This window comes from Streptomyces sp. NPDC033131 (assembly GCF_055578365.1).
Genome location: NZ_JBVIPA010000010.1, coordinates 131857 through 152336, shown reverse-complemented (window position 1 = coordinate 152336; position 20480 = coordinate 131857). Strand labels below are relative to the sequence as shown.

The following is a 20480-nucleotide window of genomic DNA, read 5'->3' as shown; positions in this document are numbered from 1 at the left end:
TCGCGGGCGTACGGGGACCGGTCCGGTTCTCAGCGCAGCTTCTGCTTCATTTCGTCGAGCCGAGCGAGAATCGGGTATCCGGTGACGCTCAACGCGTTTCCGTGCCCGGTCTGGTGGATGTCGAAGACCGACTGGACGGCGGCGTGGAAGCCCTGCACGTCGAGCGTCTGGTTCACCGCCCGCTTGGCCTGCCGCAGCCCGAACGACGGCATCGCGGCGATCCGCTCGGCCAGCTTTCGTGTTTCCCCGTCCAGTTGATCGCGTGGCACGACCTTGTTCACCATGCCGATCCGCTCCGCCTCCTCGGCGGTCAGCGGACGCCCGGTGAACAGGATCTCCTTGGCCTTGCGCGGGCCCAGCTCCCACGTGTGGCCGTGGTACTCGACGCCGCCGATCCCCATGGTCACCACCGGGTCCGAGAACAGCGCGTCCTCGGCCGCCACGATCAGGTCACAGGGCCAGCAGAGCATCAGACCGCCCGCGATGCAGCGGCCCTGCACCGCGGCGATGGAGGGCTTGGGCACATTGCGCCAGCGCAGCGTGTAGTCGAGATAGCGGCGGCTCTCGGCGCTGTAGATCCACTCCAGGGTGATCTCGTCGGGCGAGGGCCAGCGGTCGTTGAGGTCGTGCCCGGCGGAGAAGTGCTTGCCCTCGGCGCGCACGACGATCACCGCCACCTCGTCGTCCTCGGCGGCCCGCGTCCAGGCGGCGTCGAGTTCGTCGAGCAGTTCGGCGTTCTGCGCGTTGGCCACCTCGGGGCGGTTGAGCGTGAGGGTCGCGACGCGGTCCTTCACCTCGTACAGGATGTTCACGTATCGGCTCCTCAGCCTCGGGGCAGGCCGAGCACACGCTCGGCGACGATGGTGCGCTGGATCTCGGAGGTGCCGCCGGCGATGGTGCCGGCGAAGGTGCGGGCGTAGCGCTGGAACCAGCTGCCGGCGAAGTCCTCCCAGTGCATGTACGCGTACGGGGCGGTGGTGGCGGGGTGCGCGAGACCGTCCGGTCCTGCCGCTTCGAGGGCGCGTTCGGCGGCCTTCTGCACCGCCTCCGAGCCGAGCAGCTTCAGTACGGACAGGGCAGGTACGTCCTGTTCGCCGCGTGCCGCGCGCGCCAGGGCCCGCAGGCCGAGCAGCCGCAGGGCCCGGGCGTCCATCGCGAGGGTGGCGTACCAGTCCTTGTCGAGGTCGGTGAGGGGGCGGAAGTCCCGCAGGAGTTCGTCCATGCGGTCGCTGAAGCTGAGCCACAGCAGGGTGCGTTCATGTCCGAGGGAACCGTTCGCGACGCGCCAGCCCTCGTTCAGCGGGCCGACCAGGTTCTGCGCCGGGACGCGGACGTCGTCGAAGTAGACCTCGTTGAAGTCGAGGTCGTCGGGGGCGGTGAGGGAGCCGAAGGGGCGCCGGATCACGCCGGGGGTGTCGGTGGGGATGACAAGACAGCTGATGCCCTTGTGCTTGGGCGCGTCGGGGTCGGTGCGGACGAAGGTGAGCAGGACGTCGGCGTCGTGGGCGCCGGAGGTCCACACTTTTTGGCCATGGACGACGAACTGGGCGCCGTCCTCGTCGAGTTCGGCGCGAGTGCTCAGGGACGCGAGATCGCTGCCGGCGCCCGGTTCGCTCATCCCGAGTGCCGCGGTCATTTCCGCGCGCAGAATCGGTACGGCCCAGCGCCGCTTCTGCTCCTCGGTGCCGAAGGTGAGCAGGGACGCGGCGATGATGCCGAGGCCTTGGGGGTTGAAGGAGTGGTAGATGCGGCGCCGGGAGAGCTCCTCCAGGTGGACGTAACTCTGCATCAGTGTCGCGTTCCGGCCGCCGAACTCCGGCGGATTCCCGGGCAGCAGCCAGCCCTCGTCGAAGAGCAGCCGCTGCCAGCGCCGGGCCCATGCGGGAACGTCCGCGGTGGAGTGCGAGCGCTCGGCCGTTTCGGCCTCGGCGGGCAGATGCGCGTCGAGGAAGGCCGTGAACTCGGCACGGAACGCCTCGACTTCGGCGTCGAAGGTCAGCTGCATGGTGCGCCTACGCCTCCTGCTTCGCGGCTCGGTTGGTGATGATTTCGGCGATACGGGCCCGGTGCGCCGCCGCACCGCCGAGCAGCAGCTCCCCCGCCTTGGCCCGCTTGAGCGCGAACTGCAGGTCGTTCTCCCAGGTGAAGCCCATCGCGCCGAACAGCTGGATGCCGTGCCGGAAGACGAGCGCCTGACACTCCCCCGCCGCCGCCTTCGCCATCGCCGCCGCGAGCGGCCGGTCCGGGTCGTCCGTCGCGATGGTCAGCGCGGCGTGGTAGGCGAGTGCGCCCGCGCGCTCGACAGCCACGTGCATGTCGACGGCTTTGTGCTGTACTGCTTGGAAGGAGCCGATGGGTGCACCGAACTGGCGCCGCGTACGGGCGTGTTCGAGCACCAGGTCGAGCACGCGGCGGCACGCGCCGACCATCGTCAGGGCCATGGCGGTGAGGGCCACATCGTTGGCGTGCGGTGGAGGCGCGTCGCTCACGCGGGCATCCTCGGTGACACGCACCTGCGAGAACGTCACTTCCGCCAGGTGCAGGACGGGATCCAGCGCCGGTGTCCGTACGGCCCGCGCCTCCTGGGCGGGCACGAGGAACACCCCGTCATCGGTGACCACGGCGAGCCAGTCCGCCCGGTCGCCGTCCAGGACGTGGTGGGCACGGCCGTCGAGGAACCACACTCGTCCCTCGCGCCGGGCCCGCACGCCCTCGACGACTGCGGCGCCCGACTCCCGTGGGGCGGCCAGACCTTCCGGCACGAGGGGGGCGAACTGGGTGAGTGTGGCGAGATAGGGCGTCGGATCCGTCGTGCGGCCCAACTCTACGAGCAAGATGGCGAGTTCCACCATGTTCGCCTGGTCGGTGAGCCCGGTCCAGCCGAGGTCGGCGTAGGTGCGCCACAGCGGCTGCGGGTCACCGTCCGCGTCGACTACCGCACGTACCAGCGCCGGCGGGCACTCCTTGGCGAGGACCTCACGGACGGACTTCTGCCACAGCCGCTGATCGTCGTCGAACTCGAAGAGCATCGTCGCCTCCTGGTCCGGATGTCCGTGAACGACCGAGCCCGACGGGCCGCTCAGACGCAGGCGATAATAACGTTCTCTCGATCGGAAAGTAATAGTCTCAGCTTGTCAGAGCGAGGTAACCTCCCCTCATGAAACCGGAGATCTCCCTCGACACGGGCCCTGCGGATACCGAACCGACGTGGAAGCAGCGCGCGGTCGAGCGCTCCACCCGGGCGGCCAAACAGCGCGCCGAGCAGCGGGTGCAGCGCTTCCTCGACGCAGCTCAGGAGCTCATGGCGGACAAGGGCACCACGGACTTCACGGTGCAGGAGGTGGTCGACCGCTCGGGCCAGTCGCTGCGCAGCTTCTACCAGCACTTCGACGGCAAACACGAGCTGCTGCTCGCCCTTTTCGAGGACGCGCTGAGCCGGACCGGCGACGCCTTGCGCGCCGCCACGTCGGGCCCCGGAGCCGCCGAAGCGCCCGTGACGCGCCTGGAGGCGGCCACCCGGCTGCTGTTCACCATGTGCCGCCCGGACCCCGGTGACCTGCACCCTCTGTTCAGCGAGTTCGCACCGCAGCTACTACTCACGCACCCCGACGAGGTACGGCTCGCGCACGCTCCAGTGCTTGGAATCCTGGCCGAACTGATGGAGGGGGTCGACGCGGCCGGCGGACTGCGTTCCGGCATGCGGCCCCGGCGCGCGGCGGCGATGCTGATGCAGACGGCCATGTTCCTGTCGCAGTCGGCCATCGGCGTGAACCCGCAGGGCCCCGCGCCCCGGCCGCTCACCGCCGACGAAGTGTGGGCGTTCTGCTCCGGCGGGTTCGAGGCGAGGACCTGAAGTATCGCCTCCCCCCAGCGCAAAGAGAACGCCATTCTCAAGTTCGCGTAACTCCATTACACTCGCCGCATGTCGGACCTGTGGAGCGACCTTCTCGCCTGCCTCGACCTGCGCCCTCTGCCGCACGCCGCCGCACCGGCCTTCGAAGGCACCAACCAGCAGCTCGCGTATCACCGCCTGTTCGGCGGCCAGCTCCTGGCCCAGTGCGTCCGGGCCGCCCAGCGGCTCGGCCCGGACAAGGCCGTGAAGTCCCTGCACGTACTCTTCCCGCGCGCGGGCCGGAGCGACGAGCCCGTCCACTACGAGGCGACCCGCGTCCAGGAGGGCAACACCTTCGCCACGTGGTCCCTCACCGCCCGCCAGAGCGCGGGCGTCATCGCCACCGCAGCCGTGTCCCTGCACCGGGACGAGCCCGGCATGGAGCACCAGTTCACGGCGCCCGTACCGGAGGTTCTCGGGCCGGAACATCGCGTCGAGTTCGAGCTGCTGCCCTGGGAGACCCGTACGAGCGCCGACGTCGACTCCCCGGGCGTGGCACCCGCCGAGCTGGACCTGTGGATGCGCACCCCGCACGTGGACGCGGATCTCGGCCCGGCACTGCTCGCGTACGCCTCCGACCTGACCCTGATCGGCACCGCACTGCGCGCGGTCGACGGCATCGGCCAGCGGGACGCCGGCAAGGCCTTCACCTCGGCCGTCACCTCGCACACGGTGTGGTTCCACCGCCCCGTCCGCGTGGACGACTGGCTACTGCTTCGCCAGCACGCGCCGCTGATCGCCCACGGCCGCTGCCACGGGCGAGGCGATGTCCTCACCGCGGACGGCTCCCTCGTGGCGTCCTACGCGCAGGACGCGCTGTTGCGCTTTCCGCACGCACCTTGACCAGCAGGTTCCGCCGAATTGACCCGCGGGGCCCCGCCGAAGTCGTCGCGACCTCGGCGGGACCTGCTCAACCGCCGGTCGGTGACCGGCCGCTCAGTGACCGACCGCCGCGGGATTGCGCCGCACGCCGGCGACGGCGAGCAGAGCGCCCAGGACGCAGAGCACTCCGGAGACGAGCACGGCAGTGTGCACTCCGTTCATGAACGCTTGGTGACTACCCTCCACCACCGCGGACTTGAGCTGGGCGGGCATTCCGTCGGAGACCGGTGCGACGCCCATCGCCACGGCGTCCTTCGCCTCGCTCAGCCGGTGGGCCGCGGCGGCGGGCACCCCGGACGAGGTCAGCTCACCGGTCAGGGTCGAGCCGACCCGGCTGCTGATCAGCGACACCAGGACGGATGTGCCCAGCGCACCGCCGACCTGCAGCGCGGTCGCCTGCAGACCGCCGGCTACGCCACCGTCCTTCACCGGAGCGTTGCCGACGATGGCGTCGGAGGACGAGGCCATCACCATGCCGACGCCGAGCCCGAGGGCGATGAACGGCGGCCACATCGAGGCGTACGAGGAGTCCGCGCCCCAGCCGAGCATGGAGAAGCAGGCCCCCGCCTGGAGCACCATGCCCAGCGGCATGGTGAGCCGGGGGCCGAACCTCTCGGTGAGCGCGGCACCCAACGGCGACGCCACGACCGAGGCGAGACTGAGCGGCAGGGTGCGTACGCCCGCCTCGACCGGGGTGAAGCCCCGCACGTTCTGCAGGTAGAGCATCACGAAGAAGATCATGCCGAGCAGGACGAAGAAGTTCAGCGCGGTGATGACGGTGCCGATGGTCAAAGCCGGGTTGCGGAAGAGCCGCATCGGCAGCAGCGGGTGCGCCACCCGTGTCTCGTACCAGCCGAAGAGCAGCAGGATCAGCACGCCGGCCCCGAGGGCCGCGAGGGTGCTGCCCGAAGTCCAGCCCCACGTCTCGCCCTTGACCACGCCGAAGACGACGGCGAGAAGGCCTATGGCGAGCAGCACCACACCCGGGATGTCGAACTTCTCCCGCGCGGCGCCGGTGTTCTTGCTCTGCGGCAGCACCGCGATGCTGAAAACGAGGGCGATGACGCCGATAGGCGCGTTGATGTAGAAGACCGACTCCCAGTTGACGTGCTCGACGAGCAGACCGCCCACGATCGGACCGAGCGCTGTGGAGACCGATGACACCATGGCCCAGATCCCGACCGCCATGCCGAACTTCTTCGGCGGGAAGACGGCACGCAGCATGCCGAGGGTGTTGGGCATCAACAGCGCGCCGAACAAGCCCTGGAGCGCCCGGAAGGCGATGACACCCTCGATGGATCCGGCCAGGCCGATGGCCACGGAGGCGACGGTGAACCCCGCGACGCCGACCAGGTAGAAGGTGCGGCGGCCGAAACGGTCACCGAGCTTGCCGCCGAGGATGAGGGCGGCGGCGAGGGCGAGCAGATAGGAGTTGGTGACCCACTGGAGATCGGCCGTGGAGGCGTTGAGGTCCCGGCCGATCTCCGGGTTGGCGATCGAGACGACCGAGCCGTCGAGGCCGACCATGAAGAGGCCGAAGGCGACGGCGATCAGCGTCAGCCACGGGTTGGCGCGTCGGCCGCGTGGCTGGTCCGCGGGGGCCGAACGGGTCGGCGGCTCAGGGGTGTTCAAGACATGGGTGGGCACGGAAGTGTCTGTCCTCGGGAAGGCATTCGTCAGGGGCGGTCGCCCCGGATGCGGTCAGTCGGTGGCAGGATGCAGGCGCGCGTTCAGCGCTTCCAGTGCACCCATTGCCGAGCCGAGGGCGCCGAGTTCGCCCTCGGTCATGCTCCGCAGCGCGCCGGCGACCAGGCCGCTCATCAGTTCCTGGACCTCGGCGATTTCACGGCGCGAGGTCGCGGTGAGATGCAGATGCGCGACGCGCTTGTCGGCAGGGTCCTGCCGGCGCTCAAGCAGACCTTGCTCGGTCAGCTGGGTCACCAGGGCGCTCACATTGTTCGGCTTCATCAGCAAGGCGTCTGCCGCCTTGCGCACGGTGACCCCTTCGTTGGCCTCCACATGACGCAGCAGCGCGAGCTGCGCCTCGGGCGGCTTGGGGCGTTCGTAGTGCGGACCGATCTGCCGCTCCATGGCGCGTGCCAGCGCGGGCAGGCACGACACGAGCGCGGTGGCTACGTGGTCGATGTCCTTCGCGGACACGCTGGTGCGGGGCATACGCCGCACCCTATGTCTGACTTTATAGGTATGTCAAAGTACCTATCTGCCCGGCCGACGAGCCACTACGTGATCCCTCGATACGCCCCGCAAGCATCAGGGCACCAGCACCAGGCGCCAGCGCAGCCCGCCCGCCCGCCCGCCAGCCTGCGGTGCGCCTCGGCCACCTTGTCCAGCGGCATGACGTCGGCGACCCGCGGACGCAGCCCGGCGGCGACGAGTTCGGCGAGGCGGGGACGGTCCGCGCGGATCCACACATTCCGCACGCGGATGCCGCGCAGCGGTGTCGGCGCATTGCCAAGGACACCGACCAGCGAGCCTCCGCCGCGTACCGCGTCCAGCGCGAGCACACCCACCGAGGCCGCGTCCACCGCCGCGTGCACACCCCCGGTACGAGGTCGCGCACCGCGGTGGGCAGGTCCGCGGGGCGTCGCACGAAGAACTCGGCGCCGAGCCCGCGCACCAACGCCTCATCCCCCGCACCCGCGCCCGCGCCCACCCGGACACCGGCCGGCGCGGCGAGCTGCACCGTGTAGCCGCCTACTGCCCCTGCCGCGCCGGTGACCAGCAGCGTGTGGCCTGGCCCGACCGCGGCGAGGTCGAGTGCCTGTGCGGCGGTGAGTCCGCCCAGCGGCGGGGTCGCGGCGGCGACCAGGTCGGTGCCCGCCGGCACCCCGGCGACCGCTTCCGCGTCGAGCACCACGTATTCGGCCTGCGCCTTGAGCGGCAGAGCCGGCCGGTCGGACAGCCCGATCACCGGGGCGCCCGGCCGGAAGCCGGCGACGTCCGGCCCCAGCGCGTCGACGGTGCCGGCGATGTCCCGCCCCAGGCCGGTGACCTCCCGCTTCGGGAGCAGGCCACCCGCAGTGAGCCCGCCGGAGCGGGACTGGATGTCCACCGGGTTGACGGCCGCGGCGGCGACCCGGATCCGGACTTGGCCGGCCGCCGGATCCGGCACCGGAACGTCCGCCACCTCAAGAACTTCCGGACCGCCGAAGGAACGAGTGATCACAGCTCTCAGGTTCACGAACCTATGGGGAGCTACTCTCCATCAGGAAGTACGCACTTCGGAGTGCGCAACCGACCCGGAAGTGCCATGGCCACCCGCACCGCAGCCCAGCGCCGCGCCGCGCCGACGAGCACGCCGTGTACGACGCCTACCTCGCCGCCTGCCCGGCCCGGCAACTGCTCGACCGGATCAGCGACAAGTGGGTGAGCCTGGTGCTGAACGCGCTGGGCGACGGGCCGCGGCGCTACAGCGATCCGGGACGGATCATCACGGGGGTCAGCCAGAAGATGCTTACCCAGACGCTCCGGGTCTTGGAGCGCGACGGCCTGCTCAGCCGCACGGTGACGGCGTCGGTGCCGGTACGGGCGGATTACGAACTCACCCCGCTCGGCCGCAGCCTGCTGCCGGTGATGGCAGCGATCCAGACGTGGGCCGACAGGCATATCGAGAGGTCCAGGCCGCCCGCACGGACTGCGACCGGGACATGTCAACGGAGGCGACCACCGCTGGCGCGTGACGCTCACGCCGGCCGGATCGCTGGTCCCGTCGTACGCGCCGGACGCATTCGTACGCTTCAGGGCCCGATCCTCGAAGCCTTCTCCTCCGCCTCGATGTCGGCCAGCAAGGCATCGACGCGCGTCCGTGCGCGATCCGCGACACCGGCGCCCGGTGCGGTGTGCACCCGGTCCTCCTCCACCGCGCTCAGCGCTGCCGCCGCGACCTCACGTGGGCTGAGGATGCCGTCCGGGACGAAGTCCCGCATCGAGGTGGTACCGGTGGGCAGTTGGATGGCACCGAGCGCTGCGGAGTTCTGCCCGAGTGGAGTGTCCACGAGGCCCGGGCAGACGACCGTCGCGCCAAGCGTCGGTGCCACCTGTCTCAGTTCCGCGTCGAGCGTCTCGGTCAGGCCGACGACCGCGTGCATGGTGCCGGTGTACGGGGTGCGCCCGGGCAGCGGTGCGAGGCCGCCGGCGGAGGCGGTGTTGAGGAAGTGACCGGACCCCTGCTCGATCAGCAAAGGCGCGAAGGCGCGTACGCCGTGGACGACGCCGAGCAGTTTGACGCCGATCATGCGCTGCCACGTGTGGTCCTCCTGTTGCCACATCGGTGCGCCCGGACAGACGATCCCGGCGTTGTTGCACACCAGGTCCACCTGCCCGTACGCGGTCATCGACCGCTCGGCGAGCCGTCCGACCGCCGTCGCGTCGCCCACGTCGGTCACGACGCCTGTGACCTCCGCCCCGGTTTCGCGCAGCACCTCGCACGCCGCGGTCAGTCCGTCCTCGCGGATGTCGGCGATCACCAGTCGCACCCCGCGCGCCGCCAGTTCCTCGGCGAGGCCGTATCCGATACCGCTGGCCCCGCCGGTGATCACCGCGACCTGCCCCTTCTCGATGCGCACTCGTCCCCTCCCCCTCAGTCCCGTGCCATCTCGAGCCGCGCCTTGTCCCACAACCACTCGGCGTACGAGTGCATCGCCTCGCCGGTCGCCCGGTCACGTCGCCCCTCCACGGCGGCGTACCAGCTGCCCTCGAGGAGGGCGGCGAGCCGGAAGCAGGCCAGCACCTCGAACCAGCGGAAGGAGGAGGTGTCGCGGCCGGTGGACTCGGCGTAGTGGACGAGGAGTTCGGCCCGTGACGGCATGCCGTCCCAGGGTTGGAGATAGGGCTCGGCGCCAGGTGGATCACCTTCCTCCCGCCAGGCGGTGAGGATCCAGGCGAGGTCGAGCAGCGGGTCGCCGAGGGAGGCCATCTCCCAGTCGACGATCGCGGCCAGGCGCGGGGTGTCGTGCGACAGCATCACGTTGGCGAACTGCAGATCGCCGTGCACGATGCCGGTCCGGCCCTGCTTCGGGGTGTGCGCCGTGAGCCACTCGGCCACCGCGTCGACGTGCGGGGACTCGGTCTCCCGGTAGGCGGCGCTGCGGCGGTAGCCGTGCAGCATCTTCAGGTATCGGGCCGGCTGCCGCTCCACCCACCCGTCGGGGCGGCCGAGTTGGTCCGCGCCCACCGCGTACGGGTCCACCGAGGCAAGCTTCGCCGCCCCGTCGACCAGGGCGAACGCGGCGCGGCGGCGCCAGTCGGCGTCCTCGGCATAGCGGCCGGGGAAACGGCCCTGCGGGGTGAAGCCGTCGATCTTCTCCAGGATGGAGAAGGGGCCGCCCAGCGGTGAGTCCTGGTCGAGGCTGAACGCGTACTGACGAGGGTGCGGTACGTCCGTGTCCGCGAGCGCCGCGAGCGCGCCGCTCTCGCGGCGGAAGGCGTCGGCGGCGCGGTCCTCGAGGTGGCGGCCCGGCAGGCGGAGGACGAGTTCGGTGCCGTCGGCGCGGCGGATGAGGGAGAGGATGTTCTGCGCTCCGCCGGCGAGCGACGACAGGTCGGTCACCGGACCGTCGCCGGGAAGGTCCGCGAGGCCCGTCCAGGTGTTGAGGAGTGCGAGGGTGTCGGTCATCGGGCGCTCGCTTCCTCGGGCTGCAGCAGATCCGCGTACTTCTCACGGGCGGCGGCCAGTCGGGCGGGCAGGTGTCCGGAACCGAAGAGCGGGTCCTCGGGCGGTTCCACGTCCTTGAGCAACAGGCGGGCCACGACGTCCTTGTGCGCCTCGGTCGGGCCGTCCGCGACACCGAGCACCGGTCCCGCCTGCCACATCCGGGCCAGCGGCAGTTCGTTGGAGACGCCGAGCGCCCCGTGCAGGTGCATGGCCCGGTAGGTGATGTCGACGAGAATCTTGGGGGTGGCCGCTTTGACGGCGGAGATGTGCAGGCGGGCCGTCCGGGCGTCATCGAGCGAGCCGCTGCGGGCGGCCCGGTCCGCTTGCCAGGCAGCGTGCAGGACTTGGAGGCGGAACTGCTCCAGCTGGATCCAGCAGTCCGCGAGCGCGTGCCGCACGGCCTGCTGGTCACCGAGCGGGCGGCCGCGGGTGCGGCGGCCGGCTATCCGCTCCCCCATCATGTCGAGTGCGCGGCGGCACTGTCCGACGGAGCGCATCGCATGGTGCAGGCGTCCGCCGCCGAGGCGGGTCTGGGCGATGGCGAACCCGCTGCCCGGCTCGCCCAGGAGGTTCTCGGCGGGCACACGGCACCCGGTGAAGCGCAGGTACGCGTGCACGCCTTCGCCGAGCGGTTCGCCGGCGAGTCCGGTGCCGCGCACCATCTCCATGCCGGGGGTGTCTGCCGGGATGACGAACATCGAGGAACCCTGGTGGACCGGCACATCCGGATCGGTGATGACCATGGCGATGACGAAGGCGGCGTGCGGGTAGTTGGAGGCGAACCACTTCTCCCCGTCGATCACCCAATGCTCGCCTTCGCGCACCGCCCGGCAGGTGAAGCCGCCGGGGTCGGCGCCGCCGGTCGGCTCGGTCATGGCGAAGGTGGACACGATCCGGCCGTCGAGGAGCGGTTCGAGGAACTCCTTGCGCTGCTCCTCGGTGCCGTAGTGGGCGAGGATCTCGGCGTTGCCGGAGTCGGGGGCCTGGGTACCGAAGACCATCGGCGCCCAGGAGGAACGGCCCAGTATCTCGTTGAGCAGGGCGAGTTGGACCTGTCCCATGCCCATGCCGCCCAGTTCGGGCGGCAAGTGGGCGGCCCACAGACCCTGTTCGCGCACCTGGCGCTGGAGCGGGCGGACGGCGTCGAGGTAGACGCGGCTGGTGCGGTCGTACGGTTCCGCGTTGCCCGGGAAGAGGACGTCGAGCGGCTCGACCTCATCCCGTACGAAGGTGTCGGCCCAGTCGAGGCGGGCCTGGAACGCGGCGTCGGTGCTGAAGTCCCACATATGGCGGTCCCCTTCAGGGCGACAGAACGTTGTTCGGACGCTAGCAGAATGACATTCTCGCGTCCAGGAACAGCATTTTGATCTCAGGCAGGGAGCACTTCCATCAGGACCGGGCCCCTGCAACCAGGAAGCGCTTCAGCTGCTCGACATCCGCCTCGTCCGGCGCGTGGCCGGACAACAGCCAGTGCTGCAGCGCGGCGACGGCAGCCCCTGCGATCGTCCGTCCGGCGCGCTCCGGATCAGCGGCCCCCAACTCCCCTGCCGGGTCCGCGAAGAGCGCACCCAGGCCGTCCACCAGGACCACCATGGCGTGCCCCGCGTGCGGCACCGGCGTGACGGCGGCGGCGAGGACCGCCCGTACGCGCGCCGCGAGTCGCGGGTCCGCCGCCTGCCGTACGACGGCGGCGATCCCGGCGCGCAGCCGGTCCTCGGCGCTGTCACCCGCGGCCCGTTCCATCCGGCGCCTGACCTGTCCGGCGAGTTCGCGTGCGCCGCGCTCGACGATCGCCTCCACGAGGGCGTCCCGACCGGAGAACGCCCGGTAGAAGGCATCGTTGGAGAGCCCCGCGGCGGCCACGATGTCGGCGACGCGCGGCGGCCGTGGCGCAGCCTCGGTCATCAGCCGCAGCCCGGCGTCAAGCAGGGCGTCCACCTCGGCGCGGGCGCTCTGTTCGGCATCCGCCATCCGGCGGCGTACGGCCCGTTCGGCGAGCGACAGCGGATGGGGGTCGGTCGGAGTCAACGCTCCACCTCCTGCGCAAGAGTTCCATTCTGGAATGCGAGAATGCTAATTTCGCATGCACTTGCCGGACCTGTCATCGGGGGCGCGACGCACATGGGACACAGGGCACACGCGGGACGCAGTGGATACGCAGACGGCCTGTTCGACCTCAGTGGGCGCGTGGTCCTGGTCACGGGCGGCAGCCGCGGGCTCGGCCGCGAGATGGCCTTCGGGGCGGCCCGCTGCGGCGCGGACGTCGTGATCGCCTCGCGGACCTACGAGGCCTGCGTGACCACCGCGGGTGAGATCGAGAAGGAGACGGGCCGCTCCACCCTGCCGTACGGGGTCCACATGGGCCGCTGGGACCAGCTGCCGGGGCTCCTGGACGCGGTGCACGAGCGCTTCGGCCGCCTGGACGTGCTGGTCAACAACGCCGGAATGTCGCCGGTGTACGAGGACTTGGGCGAGGTGACGGAGAAGATGTTCGACGCCGTCGTCGCCCTCAACCTCAAGGGCCCGTTCCGTCTCTCCGTGCTCGCCGGGAAGCGGATGGCCGCGGCGGGCGGCGGAGCCATCGTCAACGTCAGCTCCACCGGCTCACTGCGCCCGCGCGCCCCGATCGTGCCGTACGCGGCGGCGAAGGCGGGACTCAACGCGATGACGGAGGGCCTGGCGCACGCGTTCGGGCCGACGGTCCGCGTCAACACCCTGATGTGCGGCCCGTTCGCCACCTGGGCCACCCGCCACTGGCAGGACGACCCCGAGGCACTCGCGGCCGGCGTACGCGACCACGCGCTACAGCGCATCGGCGATCCGCGCGAGGTCGTCGGCGCCGCCCTGTACCTGATGTCCGACGCCGCCTCGTACACGACGGGAGCGACGTTGCGGGTCGACGGGGGGATGCCCTGAGTGTGCTCGGGGCATCCCCCGGCCCATTGCCGTGGTGCGTGACGAGGCGTAGTGCCTCACCACCAGGGTCCGGCGGCTTGCCGCCGAGCACTTCGTCGAGAGCGAGTACACACTGTCGGAGGTCGAGCCCCGGGTCACCGTCCACACACCGTCCTCCGGTCGCACCACCTCGAGAGTGGCCGGTGGCGCGGCGGACCCGGCCGCCCCTGACCGCTCTGGCGGTGCTGGGGCGACCACCACGACGCGGTGCCCGTCGGCGACCAGCGCCACGCGCAGCGCGAGGATGTCCGGGGTGCCCGAACCGCCCTCGCCGCGCCAGCCGTCCTCGTTCGTCGGGACGATGGTGAGCGGGTGCGGCCGCACCTCGCCTCGTACCCGCGTCACACCGTCGGCCGGCCCGTGGCGGTCACCGTCGCCGCGATCGCCGCGAACGCCGCAAGGACCGGCGGCAGTCTCTTCACTGCATGGTGCGGCTTCTTGGATACAGAGCCGTCCCGCCGCAGCCGGCCTTCCACCCGGCTCACCGCCCCGCCACCTCGACCACCATCGCCGACGCCATCCCCCCGCCCGCGCACATGGCGGTGACGCCCACTCCCCCACCCCGGCGCCGCAGTTCATGCACCAGCGTCACCAGCATCCGGGCGCCGGTGGCGGCCACCGGGTGGCCCAGGGAGATGCCGCTGCCGTTGACGTTGACCCGGTCGGGGTCCAGGGCGAGGCGGCGTACGACGGCCACGCACATGGACGCGAAGGCCTCGTTGATCTCGAAGAGGTCGACGTCATCGAGGGAAAGTCCAGCCCTGGCCAGGGCTTTGGGGATGGCCAGGGCCGGGGCCGTGCCGGTCTGCGCGGGGTCGACGCCCACGGACGCCCACGCGCGCACCGTGGCGAGTGCGGGCAGGCCGAGGCTGTCGCTCGCGACGACGAGGGCCACTGCCGCGTCGTTACCGCCGCAGGCGTTGCCTGCGGTGATGCTGAAGCCTTCGATCTCCGGGTGCAGCGGCTTGAGCGCGGCGAGTTTCTCCAACGAGGTGTCCCGGCGCGGGTGTTCATCGACCGAGAACAGTCCGTGCGGCGTCCCGATAGGGACGGTCTCGGCCTCGAAACGCCCCTCGTCGATGGCGCGAACGGCGTTCCGGTGCGAGCGCAGGGCCCAGGCGTCCATGTCCTCGCGGCTGATCTTCTCGGCGACAGCCGTGTTCCAGCCGATGGTGTACGACATGTCGAAGTTGGGCGCGTCCGGCCGGTTGGGGTGGGTGGGCGGGTACCAGTCGCTCCACTCGCCGTCCGTGCGGCGCTTGGAACGGGGCCCTGTCGAGGCCGAGTTGACGCCTCCCGCGATCACCAGATCGTCCATGCCGGACCGGATGGACGCGGCGGCGTGTTCGACGGCGGCGAGACCCGCCGCGCAGTGCCGGTTGACGGCCGCTCCGGGTATCGAGGTCAGGCCGGCGGTCAGCGCGGCGTGCCGGGCGATGACCCCGCCGCCGTACAGACCCTCCCCGAGGACCACGTCGTCGATGCCGGCCGGGTCGAGGCCCTTCGCCACGGCGGACACGATGTGGTCCGCGAGGTCGTAGGCGCTGGTGTCCCGCAAGGTGCCCTTGCCCGCGGTACCGATGGGGGTGCGCAGGGCGCGGACGATGACGGCTTCAGGCATGGGTGGCCTCTCGGTCGGGGTGGTCGCCCGGCTGGGCGGGGGTTTCGGCCGGTTCTGCGGGATCGGCGAGAGGGGCGGTCTCCGGCTCGGTGAACTCGGTGACCAGCACGCGACGCAGCAGCTTGCCGGTGTCGGTGCGCGGCAGTCCGGCGCGGAAGACGATCGTGTCGGGCGTCTTGGCGGTACGCAGCCGCTCACGCACCCAGCCGCGGAGAGCATCGGGCTCGCCCTCGCCGACCACGAAGGCGACGATCCGCTGCCCCCACTCCTCGTCGGGGACACCGATCACGGCCGCCTCGCGGATGCCGGGGTGGGCGAGCAGCACGTCCTCGATCTCCTCGGGTGCGATGTTCTCGCCGCCGCGGATGATGGTGTCGTCGGCGCGGCCCTCAATGAACAGGTACCCGTCGGCGTCGAGCCGCCCGCGGTCCCGCGTCGGGAACCAGCCGTCCTCGTCGAGCGCACTGCGCCCCTGGTACTCGCCGGAGATCTGCTCCCCGCGCACGTGCACGAGCCCGGTCAGGCCGGGGCCGAGCACTTTCCCCGCACTGTCACGGATCTCGATCTCGACGCCCGGCAGGGCGCGTCCCACCGACGACAGGCGCTCGCGTACGGAGGGTTCGGCGGCGGCGAGGGCCGCGCGGTGGTCGTCGGGGCCGAGCACCGCGACGGACGACGCCGTCTCGGTCAGGCCGTACGCGTTGACGAAACCGGTCTCCGGAAAGAGGGCGAGGGCCCGCTCCGCGACGGCGCGGGGGGTGCGCGCGCCCCCGTACGCGAGGTGGCGCAGGGTCGGCGTGCCCGCGTCGGGACCGTTCACGGCCTCGACGACGCGGGCGAGCATGGTCGGGACGAGCATGGCATGGGTGACGCCTTCGCGGCGTACGGTGGCGAGCCAGTCCCCCGCGTCGAAGGCGGACAGGTAGACGACCCGGCGGCTGGTGTAGAGGTTCGAGAGCAGATTGGTCAGGCCTGCCACGTGGTACGGCGGGACCGCGACCAGCGCCGCGTCGCCCGGTTCGGCCGAGCCGAACTCCTGGGTGCCCAGGATGTACGCGAGTAGGTGCCGGTGGCGTAGCAGCGCGGCCTTGGGTGCGGCGCTCGTGCCGCTGGTGTAGAGGATGACCGCCACCGCGTCCGGGTCCCACTCGGGTTCCTGAGCGATGACGGAAACCCCGTTCTCCGATGGCGCGGTGAGCGTGTCGAGGTCTTCGGAGCTCAGCAGCAAGGCGCCCGGATGCCGACTTTCGATCTCCGCCAACTGCTCATGTCCCAGCCGGTAATTGAGCGGCACAAACGGCACGCCTGCCAGCGCCGCGCCGAACAGCGCCACGGGATAGGCCAGTTGGTTGACACCGCGGTAGAGAACGGCCGGCCTGCCCCGGAAGCGCCCGGCCGCGCGGCGCGCCTGCTCCAGGAGTTGTCCGGCGGTCAGGGTGTGGCCGTCCGCCGTCACCGCAGGCCGCTCACCGTCGGCCGAAGCCGCCATTTCAAGGATCATGGTGATATTCATGAGAGTGCTATTCTCGCGATTCAAGAGCCGCACTTTCAAGAGTGGGGAGCACGTATGCGCATCAGCGGGAGGTCCGCGGTCGTGGTGGGTGGTGCGGGCGGCCTGGGCGAGGCCACCGTCCGCCGGCTGCACGAGGCGGGCGCCAAAGTCGTCGTGGCCGACCTCGCCGACGAGAAGGGCAAGGCCCTCGAACAGGAGTTGGGGGTGCGGTACATACGCACCGATGCGACCAGCGAGGCGGACGTGCAGGCGGCACTGGCCGAGGCCGAGGCTCTGGGAGAGCTGCGCATCTCGGTCGACGCGCACGGGGGCCCGGCCTCCGGCGGCCGCCTGGTCGGCAAGGACGGCACCCCGCTCGACCTGGACGGCTTCCGCCGCACCGTCGACATCTACCTGACCGGCGTCTTCAACGTGATGCGGCTGGCCGCCGCCGCGATGGCTCGCCAGGAACCGCAGGACGGACAGTCGGGGCGCGGCGTCATCGTCAACACCGCGTCCATCGCCGCGTACGAGGGGCAGATCGGCCAACTCCCGTACGCCGCGGCGAAAGGCGGCGTCGTCGCCATGACCTTGGTCGCGGCCCGCGACCTGTCCCCGCTGGGCATCCGTGTCGTCACCGTGGCGCCCGGCACCTTCCTCACGCCCGCGTACGGACAGGCCGGCGACAAGCTCGAGGCGTACTGGGGTCCCCAGGTCCCGCATCCGAGGCGGATGGGGCGCCCGGCCGAGTACGCGCAGCTGGTCCAGCACATCGCCGAGAACGACTATCTCAACGGCGAGGTGATCCGGCTGGACGGGGCGCTGCGCTTCCCGCCCAAGTAGACCTAGGGGGAGCCCTCTTGGGGCAGGAACCCGCTGCCCAGCGCACCCAGCGCCTCGTCCAGCCAGACCGTCAGGTCACTCTCCGGCTCGGCGAGCCAGCAGTCGTACGCGGCACGGCAGGCCGCGACCGTGGTACGTCCGATCGCCAGCGGGATGAGCGTGTCGGCCGGTACGCCGAGCCGGCGCGCGGCGTACTCGCCGATAGCCCGGCCCCACGCCTCGTAGTGCGGAGCCGCGCTGGCCATCAGCGCCTCGGAGGCGGTCAGCAGCGTCATGCGGGTGCGCAGTTCGGCGGGGTCTCCGCCGCGCGTGCGGTTGGCGTCCACGACGGCCTGGCGCACCGCCTGCATCAGCGGGACTTCCTCCTCGACCTGGTCCAGCGCCCGCTGCAACCTCGCTACTTCAGCGTCCCAGCCGTGCCAGAGGACGGCCGCCTTGGACTCGAAGTAGCGGAAGAAGGTACGGCGGGTCACGCCCGCCTCGGCGGCGATGTCGTCGACCGTGACCCGGTCGAAGCCGCGTTCGCTGAACAGGCGCAGCGCGATCAGGTCGAGGGCACGTGCGCTGGTGCCGCGCGGCCGCCCACGGGGCCGCTCCCCCTTGGCGCCGACGTCGTCAACCGACACTACCCTGCCCTGACTTCGCTCCATCGTATTGATTATGTCACAGGGTGACGTTACGGTTCCGAGTATTCGTCACAGAGTGCCAAAAAGACTGCGCGCATCCTCCTGAGGAGCACGGACATGGCCCACGAACCTGAAACGCTCGCCCTCGACGAGCGCCCCGCACACCCCGAACCGGACGGCCCCGCAGCCCCCGAGGACACCGAACCCCTGGCCGAGGACGTCCTGGTCGAAGAGATCTCGATCGACGGCATGTGCGGTGTCTACTGACCCGGCGGGCGCCGGCAAAAGCCCCGCCTTCGACCTCGACGCCCCCTGGCGGCTGCACCCCCGGGCGGCCATCCGTCCCGAGCGGTTCGGCGCGCTGCTCTACCACTTCGGGACGCGGCGGCTCTCCTTCCTGAAGAACCGCACTCTGCTCGACGTGGTCCGCGCACTCGACCAGGAGATCAGCGCCCGCTCGGCCTGTCTCGCCGCGGGAGTCAGAGAGCAGGACCTGCCACTGTTCGACCGCGCCTTGGCAGGCCTGGCGGCCTCGGACATGATCTGCCCCCGCAGCGAAGGGAGGTCCCCCGCATGAGCCTCGCATCGGCGTCCCTCATCGAGCACTTCGAGGACGGTCTCGCGGCCCCGATCTGTCTGACCTGGGAGCTGACCTACGCCTGCAACCTGGCGTGTGTGCACTGCCTGTCCAGTTCCGGCCGCCGCGACCCGCGCGAGCTGACCACCGCCGAGTGCAAGGCGGTGATCGACGAGCTGGAAGGCATGCAGGTCTTCTACGTCAACATCGGCGGCGGAGAACCGACCGTGCGCCCCGACTTCTTCGAGCTGATCGACTACGCGACACGGCACCACGTCGGCGTCAAGTTCTCCACCAACGGCGTCAGGATCACCCCCGACGCAGCCCGCCGGCTCGCCGCGAGCGACTACGTCGACGTGCAGATCTCACTCGACGGGGCCACCGCCGAGGTCAACGACGCGGTCCGCGGGGCCGGTTCGTACGACACCGCGCTGCGCGCCATGACCAACCTCCGCGACGCCGGATTCGAGGGCTTCAAGCTGTCTGTGGTGATGACCCGTCACAACATCGGCCAGCTCGACGCGTTCAAGGACCTTTCCGACCGGTTCGGCGCCCAGTTGCGCATCACCCGGCTGCGGCCCGCGGGCCGGGGCGCGGACACCTGGAGCGAGCTGCACCCGCTGCCCGAGCAGCAGCGCGAGCTGTACGAGTGGCTCCTGAGCCACGGCGAGTCGGTGCTCACCGGGGACTCGTTCTTCCACCTGTCCGGCTATGGCGACGGGGCCCTGCCCGGCCTGAACCTGTGCGGGGCGGGCCGCGTGGTGTGCCTGATCGATCCGGTCGGCGATGTGTACGCCTGCCCGTTCGCGATCCACGAGAGCTTCCTCGCGGGCAACGTCCGCTCGCCGGGTGGCTTCCAACGCATCTGGCGGCACTCCGAGTTGTTCGAGGAACTGCGCAGCCCCCAGTCCGGCGGGGCGTGCACGTCCTGCTCCGCGTACGCCTCCTGCCGCGGCGGCTGCATGGCGGCGAAGTTCTTCACGGGGTTGCCCCTCGACGGGCCGGATCCCGAGTGCGTCAAGGGGCACGGGCAGGTGGCGCTGGCGAACGCGGTGGGGACGGCGCCCCGCCCTTCCCAGGACCATTCGCACCGTTCGCGCCCGGTCCCGGTGACGATCGGCCGTCGCCCCGAGCGGCTGAACGCCCCCGACCGGGCCTGCGACGAGAGCCCGCTCGCCGGGTTCGTACCGGAGCCGTGAGCCATGTCCGGACGGCAGCTGTCGGACCTGACCTGGCCCGAGGTGCGACGGCACGCCGCCCAGGGCGCTCTGCTTGCCGTGCCGGTCGGATCCACCGAACAGCACGGCCCGCATCTGCCGCTGTCCACGGACGCGGACATCGCGCTCGCGCTGTGCGAACGCCTGGCTCGGGCGCGGGATGACGTGCTGGTGGCGCCCTGCGTCCCGTACGGCTCCAGCGGCGAGCACGCCGGGTTCCCCGGGACGCTGTCCATCGGGCAGGAGGCGCTCGAACTCCTCCTGGTCGAGCTGGTACGCAGCGCCACCGACACTTTCGAGCACGTGCTGCTCGTCTCGGCGCACGGCGGCAACGCCGAGCCGGTGGACCGAGCCGTTGCCCGGCTGCGGGCAGAATCGCGTGATGTGACCGTCTTCCTACCGTCATGGCGCGGCGGTGACGCACACGCCGGGCGTACGGAGACGTCACTGCAACTCGCCCTGCACCCGGGCCGTTTGCGGATGCGTGAAGCCGCCGCGGGCAACTCCCGTCCGCTGGCCGAACTGATGCCGACCCTGCGGGCAGGAGGCGTGCGCGCGGCGAGCGAGAACGGGGTTCTGGGGGATCCCGCAGGCGCCACCGCGGCCGAAGGCACGGAGCTGCTGCGGGAGTTGACCGACGAGCTCGTCGCGCAGGTCTCCCGTTGGCGCGCCGGCCGGCAGGCGGTGGCACCGTGAGCCGG

22 protein-coding genes and 1 pseudogene are annotated in these 20480 nt (G+C 71.0%); 9 read left to right on the top strand and 14 right to left on the bottom strand.

The features are described 5' to 3' along the window. Positions 1–29: 29 nt before the first annotated feature. Genes ACZ5XS_RS15740 through ACZ5XS_RS15730 form a run of 3 tightly spaced genes read right to left on the bottom strand, consistent with a single transcriptional unit; the run spans position 30 to position 3029 of the window. A complete protein-coding gene (locus tag ACZ5XS_RS15740; RefSeq protein WP_468651530.1) occupies positions 30–812 on the bottom strand; it encodes an enoyl-CoA hydratase in 783 nt (260 codons plus the stop codon). 11 nt (positions 813–823) lie between these two features. Continuing rightward, positions 824–2005: an acyl-CoA dehydrogenase family protein gene (locus ACZ5XS_RS15735; protein WP_468651528.1), complete on the bottom strand. Its 1182-nt coding sequence runs from the start codon at positions 2003–2005 to the stop codon at positions 824–826. Positions 2006–2012: 7 nt separating this feature from the next. Further along, positions 2013–3029, bottom strand: a complete 1017-nt coding sequence (locus ACZ5XS_RS15730; RefSeq protein WP_468651526.1) for an acyl-CoA dehydrogenase family protein — start codon at positions 3027–3029, stop codon at positions 2013–2015. Positions 3030–3157: 128 nt separating this feature from the next. Here ACZ5XS_RS15730 and ACZ5XS_RS15725 point away from each other — a divergent pair, with 128 nt between their 5' ends. Both ACZ5XS_RS15725 and ACZ5XS_RS15720 read left to right on the top strand, forming a co-directional pair. Beyond that, complete coding sequence (locus ACZ5XS_RS15725) at positions 3158–3853, top strand: TetR/AcrR family transcriptional regulator (RefSeq protein WP_468651524.1); 696 nt, start codon at positions 3158–3160, stop codon at positions 3851–3853. Between the two features lie 69 nt (positions 3854–3922). Further along, positions 3923–4735, top strand: coding sequence for an acyl-CoA thioesterase (locus ACZ5XS_RS15720; protein ID WP_468651522.1), 813 nt, complete (start codon positions 3923–3925; stop codon positions 4733–4735). A gap of 93 nt (positions 4736–4828) precedes the next feature. Here the strand turns inward: ACZ5XS_RS15720 and ACZ5XS_RS15715 are convergent, their stop codons facing one another. The 3 genes from ACZ5XS_RS15715 to ACZ5XS_RS15705 are packed head-to-tail and all read right to left on the bottom strand — an operon-like array spanning position 4829 to position 7961. Further along, positions 4829–6421: an MFS transporter gene (locus ACZ5XS_RS15715; protein WP_468651520.1), complete on the bottom strand. Its 1593-nt coding sequence runs from the start codon at positions 6419–6421 to the stop codon at positions 4829–4831. 54 nt (positions 6422–6475) lie between these two features. Further along, positions 6476–6949, bottom strand: a complete 474-nt coding sequence (locus tag ACZ5XS_RS15710; RefSeq protein ID WP_468651518.1) for a MarR family winged helix-turn-helix transcriptional regulator — start codon at positions 6947–6949, stop codon at positions 6476–6478. A gap of 22 nt (positions 6950–6971) precedes the next feature. After that, positions 6972–7961 carry an alcohol dehydrogenase catalytic domain-containing protein gene (locus ACZ5XS_RS15705; RefSeq protein WP_468651517.1) on the bottom strand — a complete coding sequence of 330 codons (990 nt, stop codon included), beginning with the start codon at positions 7959–7961 and terminating at the stop codon, positions 6972–6974. A gap of 134 nt (positions 7962–8095) precedes the next feature. On the opposite strand from ACZ5XS_RS15705, the pseudogene ACZ5XS_RS15700 reads away from it, so the two are divergent. Then, a pseudogene (locus ACZ5XS_RS15700) lies at positions 8096–8350 on the top strand (winged helix-turn-helix transcriptional regulator); the annotation flags it as partial. Positions 8351–8532: 182 nt separating this feature from the next. Here the strand turns inward: ACZ5XS_RS15700 and ACZ5XS_RS15695 are convergent. The 4 genes from ACZ5XS_RS15695 to ACZ5XS_RS15680 form a co-directional block, all read right to left on the bottom strand. Next, entirely contained in the window at positions 8533–9360 is an 828-nt protein-coding gene (locus ACZ5XS_RS15695; protein WP_468651515.1) for an SDR family NAD(P)-dependent oxidoreductase, read from the bottom strand. 14 nt (positions 9361–9374) lie between these two features. After that, a complete protein-coding gene (locus ACZ5XS_RS15690; protein WP_468651513.1) occupies positions 9375–10409 on the bottom strand; it encodes a phosphotransferase family protein in 1035 nt (344 codons plus the stop codon). Continuing rightward, entirely contained in the window at positions 10406–11734 is a 1329-nt protein-coding gene (locus tag ACZ5XS_RS15685) for an acyl-CoA dehydrogenase family protein (protein WP_468651511.1), read from the bottom strand. The genes ACZ5XS_RS15690 and ACZ5XS_RS15685 overlap by 4 nt, the downstream gene beginning before the upstream one ends. A 103-nt stretch (positions 11735–11837) precedes the next feature. Continuing rightward, a complete protein-coding gene (locus ACZ5XS_RS15680) occupies positions 11838–12476 on the bottom strand; it encodes a TetR/AcrR family transcriptional regulator (RefSeq protein ID WP_468651509.1) in 639 nt (212 codons plus the stop codon). A 93-nt stretch (positions 12477–12569) separates the two neighbouring features. Between ACZ5XS_RS15680 and ACZ5XS_RS15675 the strand changes: the two genes are divergently transcribed. Next, on the top strand, positions 12570–13364 hold the full coding sequence (locus ACZ5XS_RS15675) for an SDR family NAD(P)-dependent oxidoreductase (protein ID WP_468651508.1): 795 nt from the start codon (positions 12570–12572) through the stop codon (positions 13362–13364). Between the two features lie 380 nt (positions 13365–13744). Here the strand turns inward: ACZ5XS_RS15675 and ACZ5XS_RS15670 are convergent, their stop codons facing one another. Genes ACZ5XS_RS15670 through ACZ5XS_RS15660 form a run of 3 tightly spaced genes read right to left on the bottom strand, consistent with a single transcriptional unit; the run spans position 13745 to position 16537 of the window. Next, positions 13745–13888 carry a hypothetical protein gene (locus tag ACZ5XS_RS15670; RefSeq protein ID WP_468651506.1) on the bottom strand — a complete coding sequence of 48 codons (144 nt, stop codon included), beginning with the start codon at positions 13886–13888 and terminating at the stop codon, positions 13745–13747. Beyond that, positions 13885–15024 carry a thiolase family protein gene (locus ACZ5XS_RS15665; protein WP_468651504.1) on the bottom strand — a complete coding sequence of 380 codons (1140 nt, stop codon included), beginning with the start codon at positions 15022–15024 and terminating at the stop codon, positions 13885–13887. Before ACZ5XS_RS15665 ends, ACZ5XS_RS15670 begins: the two co-directional genes overlap by 4 nt. Beyond that, complete coding sequence (locus tag ACZ5XS_RS15660; protein ID WP_468651502.1) at positions 15017–16537, bottom strand: class I adenylate-forming enzyme family protein; 1521 nt, start codon at positions 16535–16537, stop codon at positions 15017–15019. The genes ACZ5XS_RS15665 and ACZ5XS_RS15660 overlap by 8 nt, the downstream gene beginning before the upstream one ends. A 54-nt stretch (positions 16538–16591) precedes the next feature. Between ACZ5XS_RS15660 and ACZ5XS_RS15655 the strand changes: the two genes are divergently transcribed. Next, on the top strand, positions 16592–17359 hold the full coding sequence (locus tag ACZ5XS_RS15655; protein ID WP_468651500.1) for an SDR family oxidoreductase: 768 nt from the start codon (positions 16592–16594) through the stop codon (positions 17357–17359). Between the two features lie 2 nt (positions 17360–17361). Here ACZ5XS_RS15655 and mftR read toward each other — a convergent pair whose 3' ends face one another. Further along, positions 17362–17985, bottom strand: coding sequence for a mycofactocin system transcriptional regulator (mftR, locus tag ACZ5XS_RS15650; RefSeq protein ID WP_468651498.1), 624 nt, complete (start codon positions 17983–17985; stop codon positions 17362–17364). Between the two features lie 117 nt (positions 17986–18102). Here mftR and mftA point away from each other — a divergent pair, with 117 nt between their 5' ends. From mftA to mftE, 4 genes are read left to right on the top strand one after another with little or no spacing between them, the layout of a single operon-like run. After that, a complete protein-coding gene (gene mftA / locus ACZ5XS_RS15645; protein WP_468651497.1) occupies positions 18103–18252 on the top strand; it encodes a mycofactocin precursor MftA in 150 nt (49 codons plus the stop codon). Then, positions 18242–18562, top strand: coding sequence for a mycofactocin biosynthesis chaperone MftB (mftB, locus tag ACZ5XS_RS15640; RefSeq protein ID WP_468651495.1), 321 nt, complete (start codon positions 18242–18244; stop codon positions 18560–18562). The genes mftA and mftB overlap by 11 nt, the downstream gene beginning before the upstream one ends. Then, positions 18559–19761, top strand: a complete 1203-nt coding sequence (gene mftC / locus ACZ5XS_RS15635) for a mycofactocin radical SAM maturase (protein ID WP_468651493.1) — start codon at positions 18559–18561, stop codon at positions 19759–19761. The genes mftB and mftC overlap by 4 nt, the downstream gene beginning before the upstream one ends. A 3-nt stretch (positions 19762–19764) precedes the next feature. Next, on the top strand, positions 19765–20475 hold the full coding sequence (gene mftE, locus ACZ5XS_RS15630) for a mycofactocin biosynthesis peptidyl-dipeptidase MftE (protein WP_468651491.1): 711 nt from the start codon (positions 19765–19767) through the stop codon (positions 20473–20475). Positions 20476–20480 lie beyond the last annotated feature (5 nt).

Excerpts from the sequence above, each read along its gene's own strand:
- ACZ5XS_RS15685 (WP_468651511.1), bottom strand. The coding sequence starts at position 11,734 with ATGTGGGACTTCAGCACCGACGCCGCGTTCCAGGCCCGCCTCGACTGG.
- ACZ5XS_RS15655 (WP_468651500.1), top strand. The coding sequence starts at position 16,592 with ATGCGCATCAGCGGGAGGTCCGCGGTCGTGGTGGGTGGTGCGGGCGGC.
- ACZ5XS_RS15660 (WP_468651502.1), bottom strand. The coding sequence starts at position 16,537 with ATGAATATCACCATGATCCTTGAAATGGCGGCTTCGGCCGACGGTGAG.
- ACZ5XS_RS15735 (WP_468651528.1), bottom strand. The coding sequence starts at position 2,005 with ATGCAGCTGACCTTCGACGCCGAAGTCGAGGCGTTCCGTGCCGAGTTC.
- ACZ5XS_RS15720 (WP_468651522.1), top strand. The coding sequence starts at position 3,923 with ATGTCGGACCTGTGGAGCGACCTTCTCGCCTGCCTCGACCTGCGCCCT.
- ACZ5XS_RS15710 (WP_468651518.1), bottom strand. The coding sequence starts at position 6,949 with ATGCCCCGCACCAGCGTGTCCGCGAAGGACATCGACCACGTAGCCACC.
- ACZ5XS_RS15730 (WP_468651526.1), bottom strand. The coding sequence starts at position 3,029 with ATGCTCTTCGAGTTCGACGACGATCAGCGGCTGTGGCAGAAGTCCGTC.
- mftA (WP_468651497.1), top strand. The coding sequence starts at position 18,103 with ATGGCCCACGAACCTGAAACGCTCGCCCTCGACGAGCGCCCCGCACAC.
- mftE (WP_468651491.1), top strand. The coding sequence starts at position 19,765 with ATGTCCGGACGGCAGCTGTCGGACCTGACCTGGCCCGAGGTGCGACGG.
- mftC (WP_468651493.1), top strand. The coding sequence starts at position 18,559 with ATGAGCCTCGCATCGGCGTCCCTCATCGAGCACTTCGAGGACGGTCTC.
- ACZ5XS_RS15665 (WP_468651504.1), bottom strand. The coding sequence starts at position 15,024 with ATGCCTGAAGCCGTCATCGTCCGCGCCCTGCGCACCCCCATCGGTACC.
- ACZ5XS_RS15675 (WP_468651508.1), top strand. The coding sequence starts at position 12,570 with ATGGGACACAGGGCACACGCGGGACGCAGTGGATACGCAGACGGCCTG.
- ACZ5XS_RS15690 (WP_468651513.1), bottom strand. The coding sequence starts at position 10,409 with ATGACCGACACCCTCGCACTCCTCAACACCTGGACGGGCCTCGCGGAC.
- ACZ5XS_RS15725 (WP_468651524.1), top strand. The coding sequence starts at position 3,158 with ATGAAACCGGAGATCTCCCTCGACACGGGCCCTGCGGATACCGAACCG.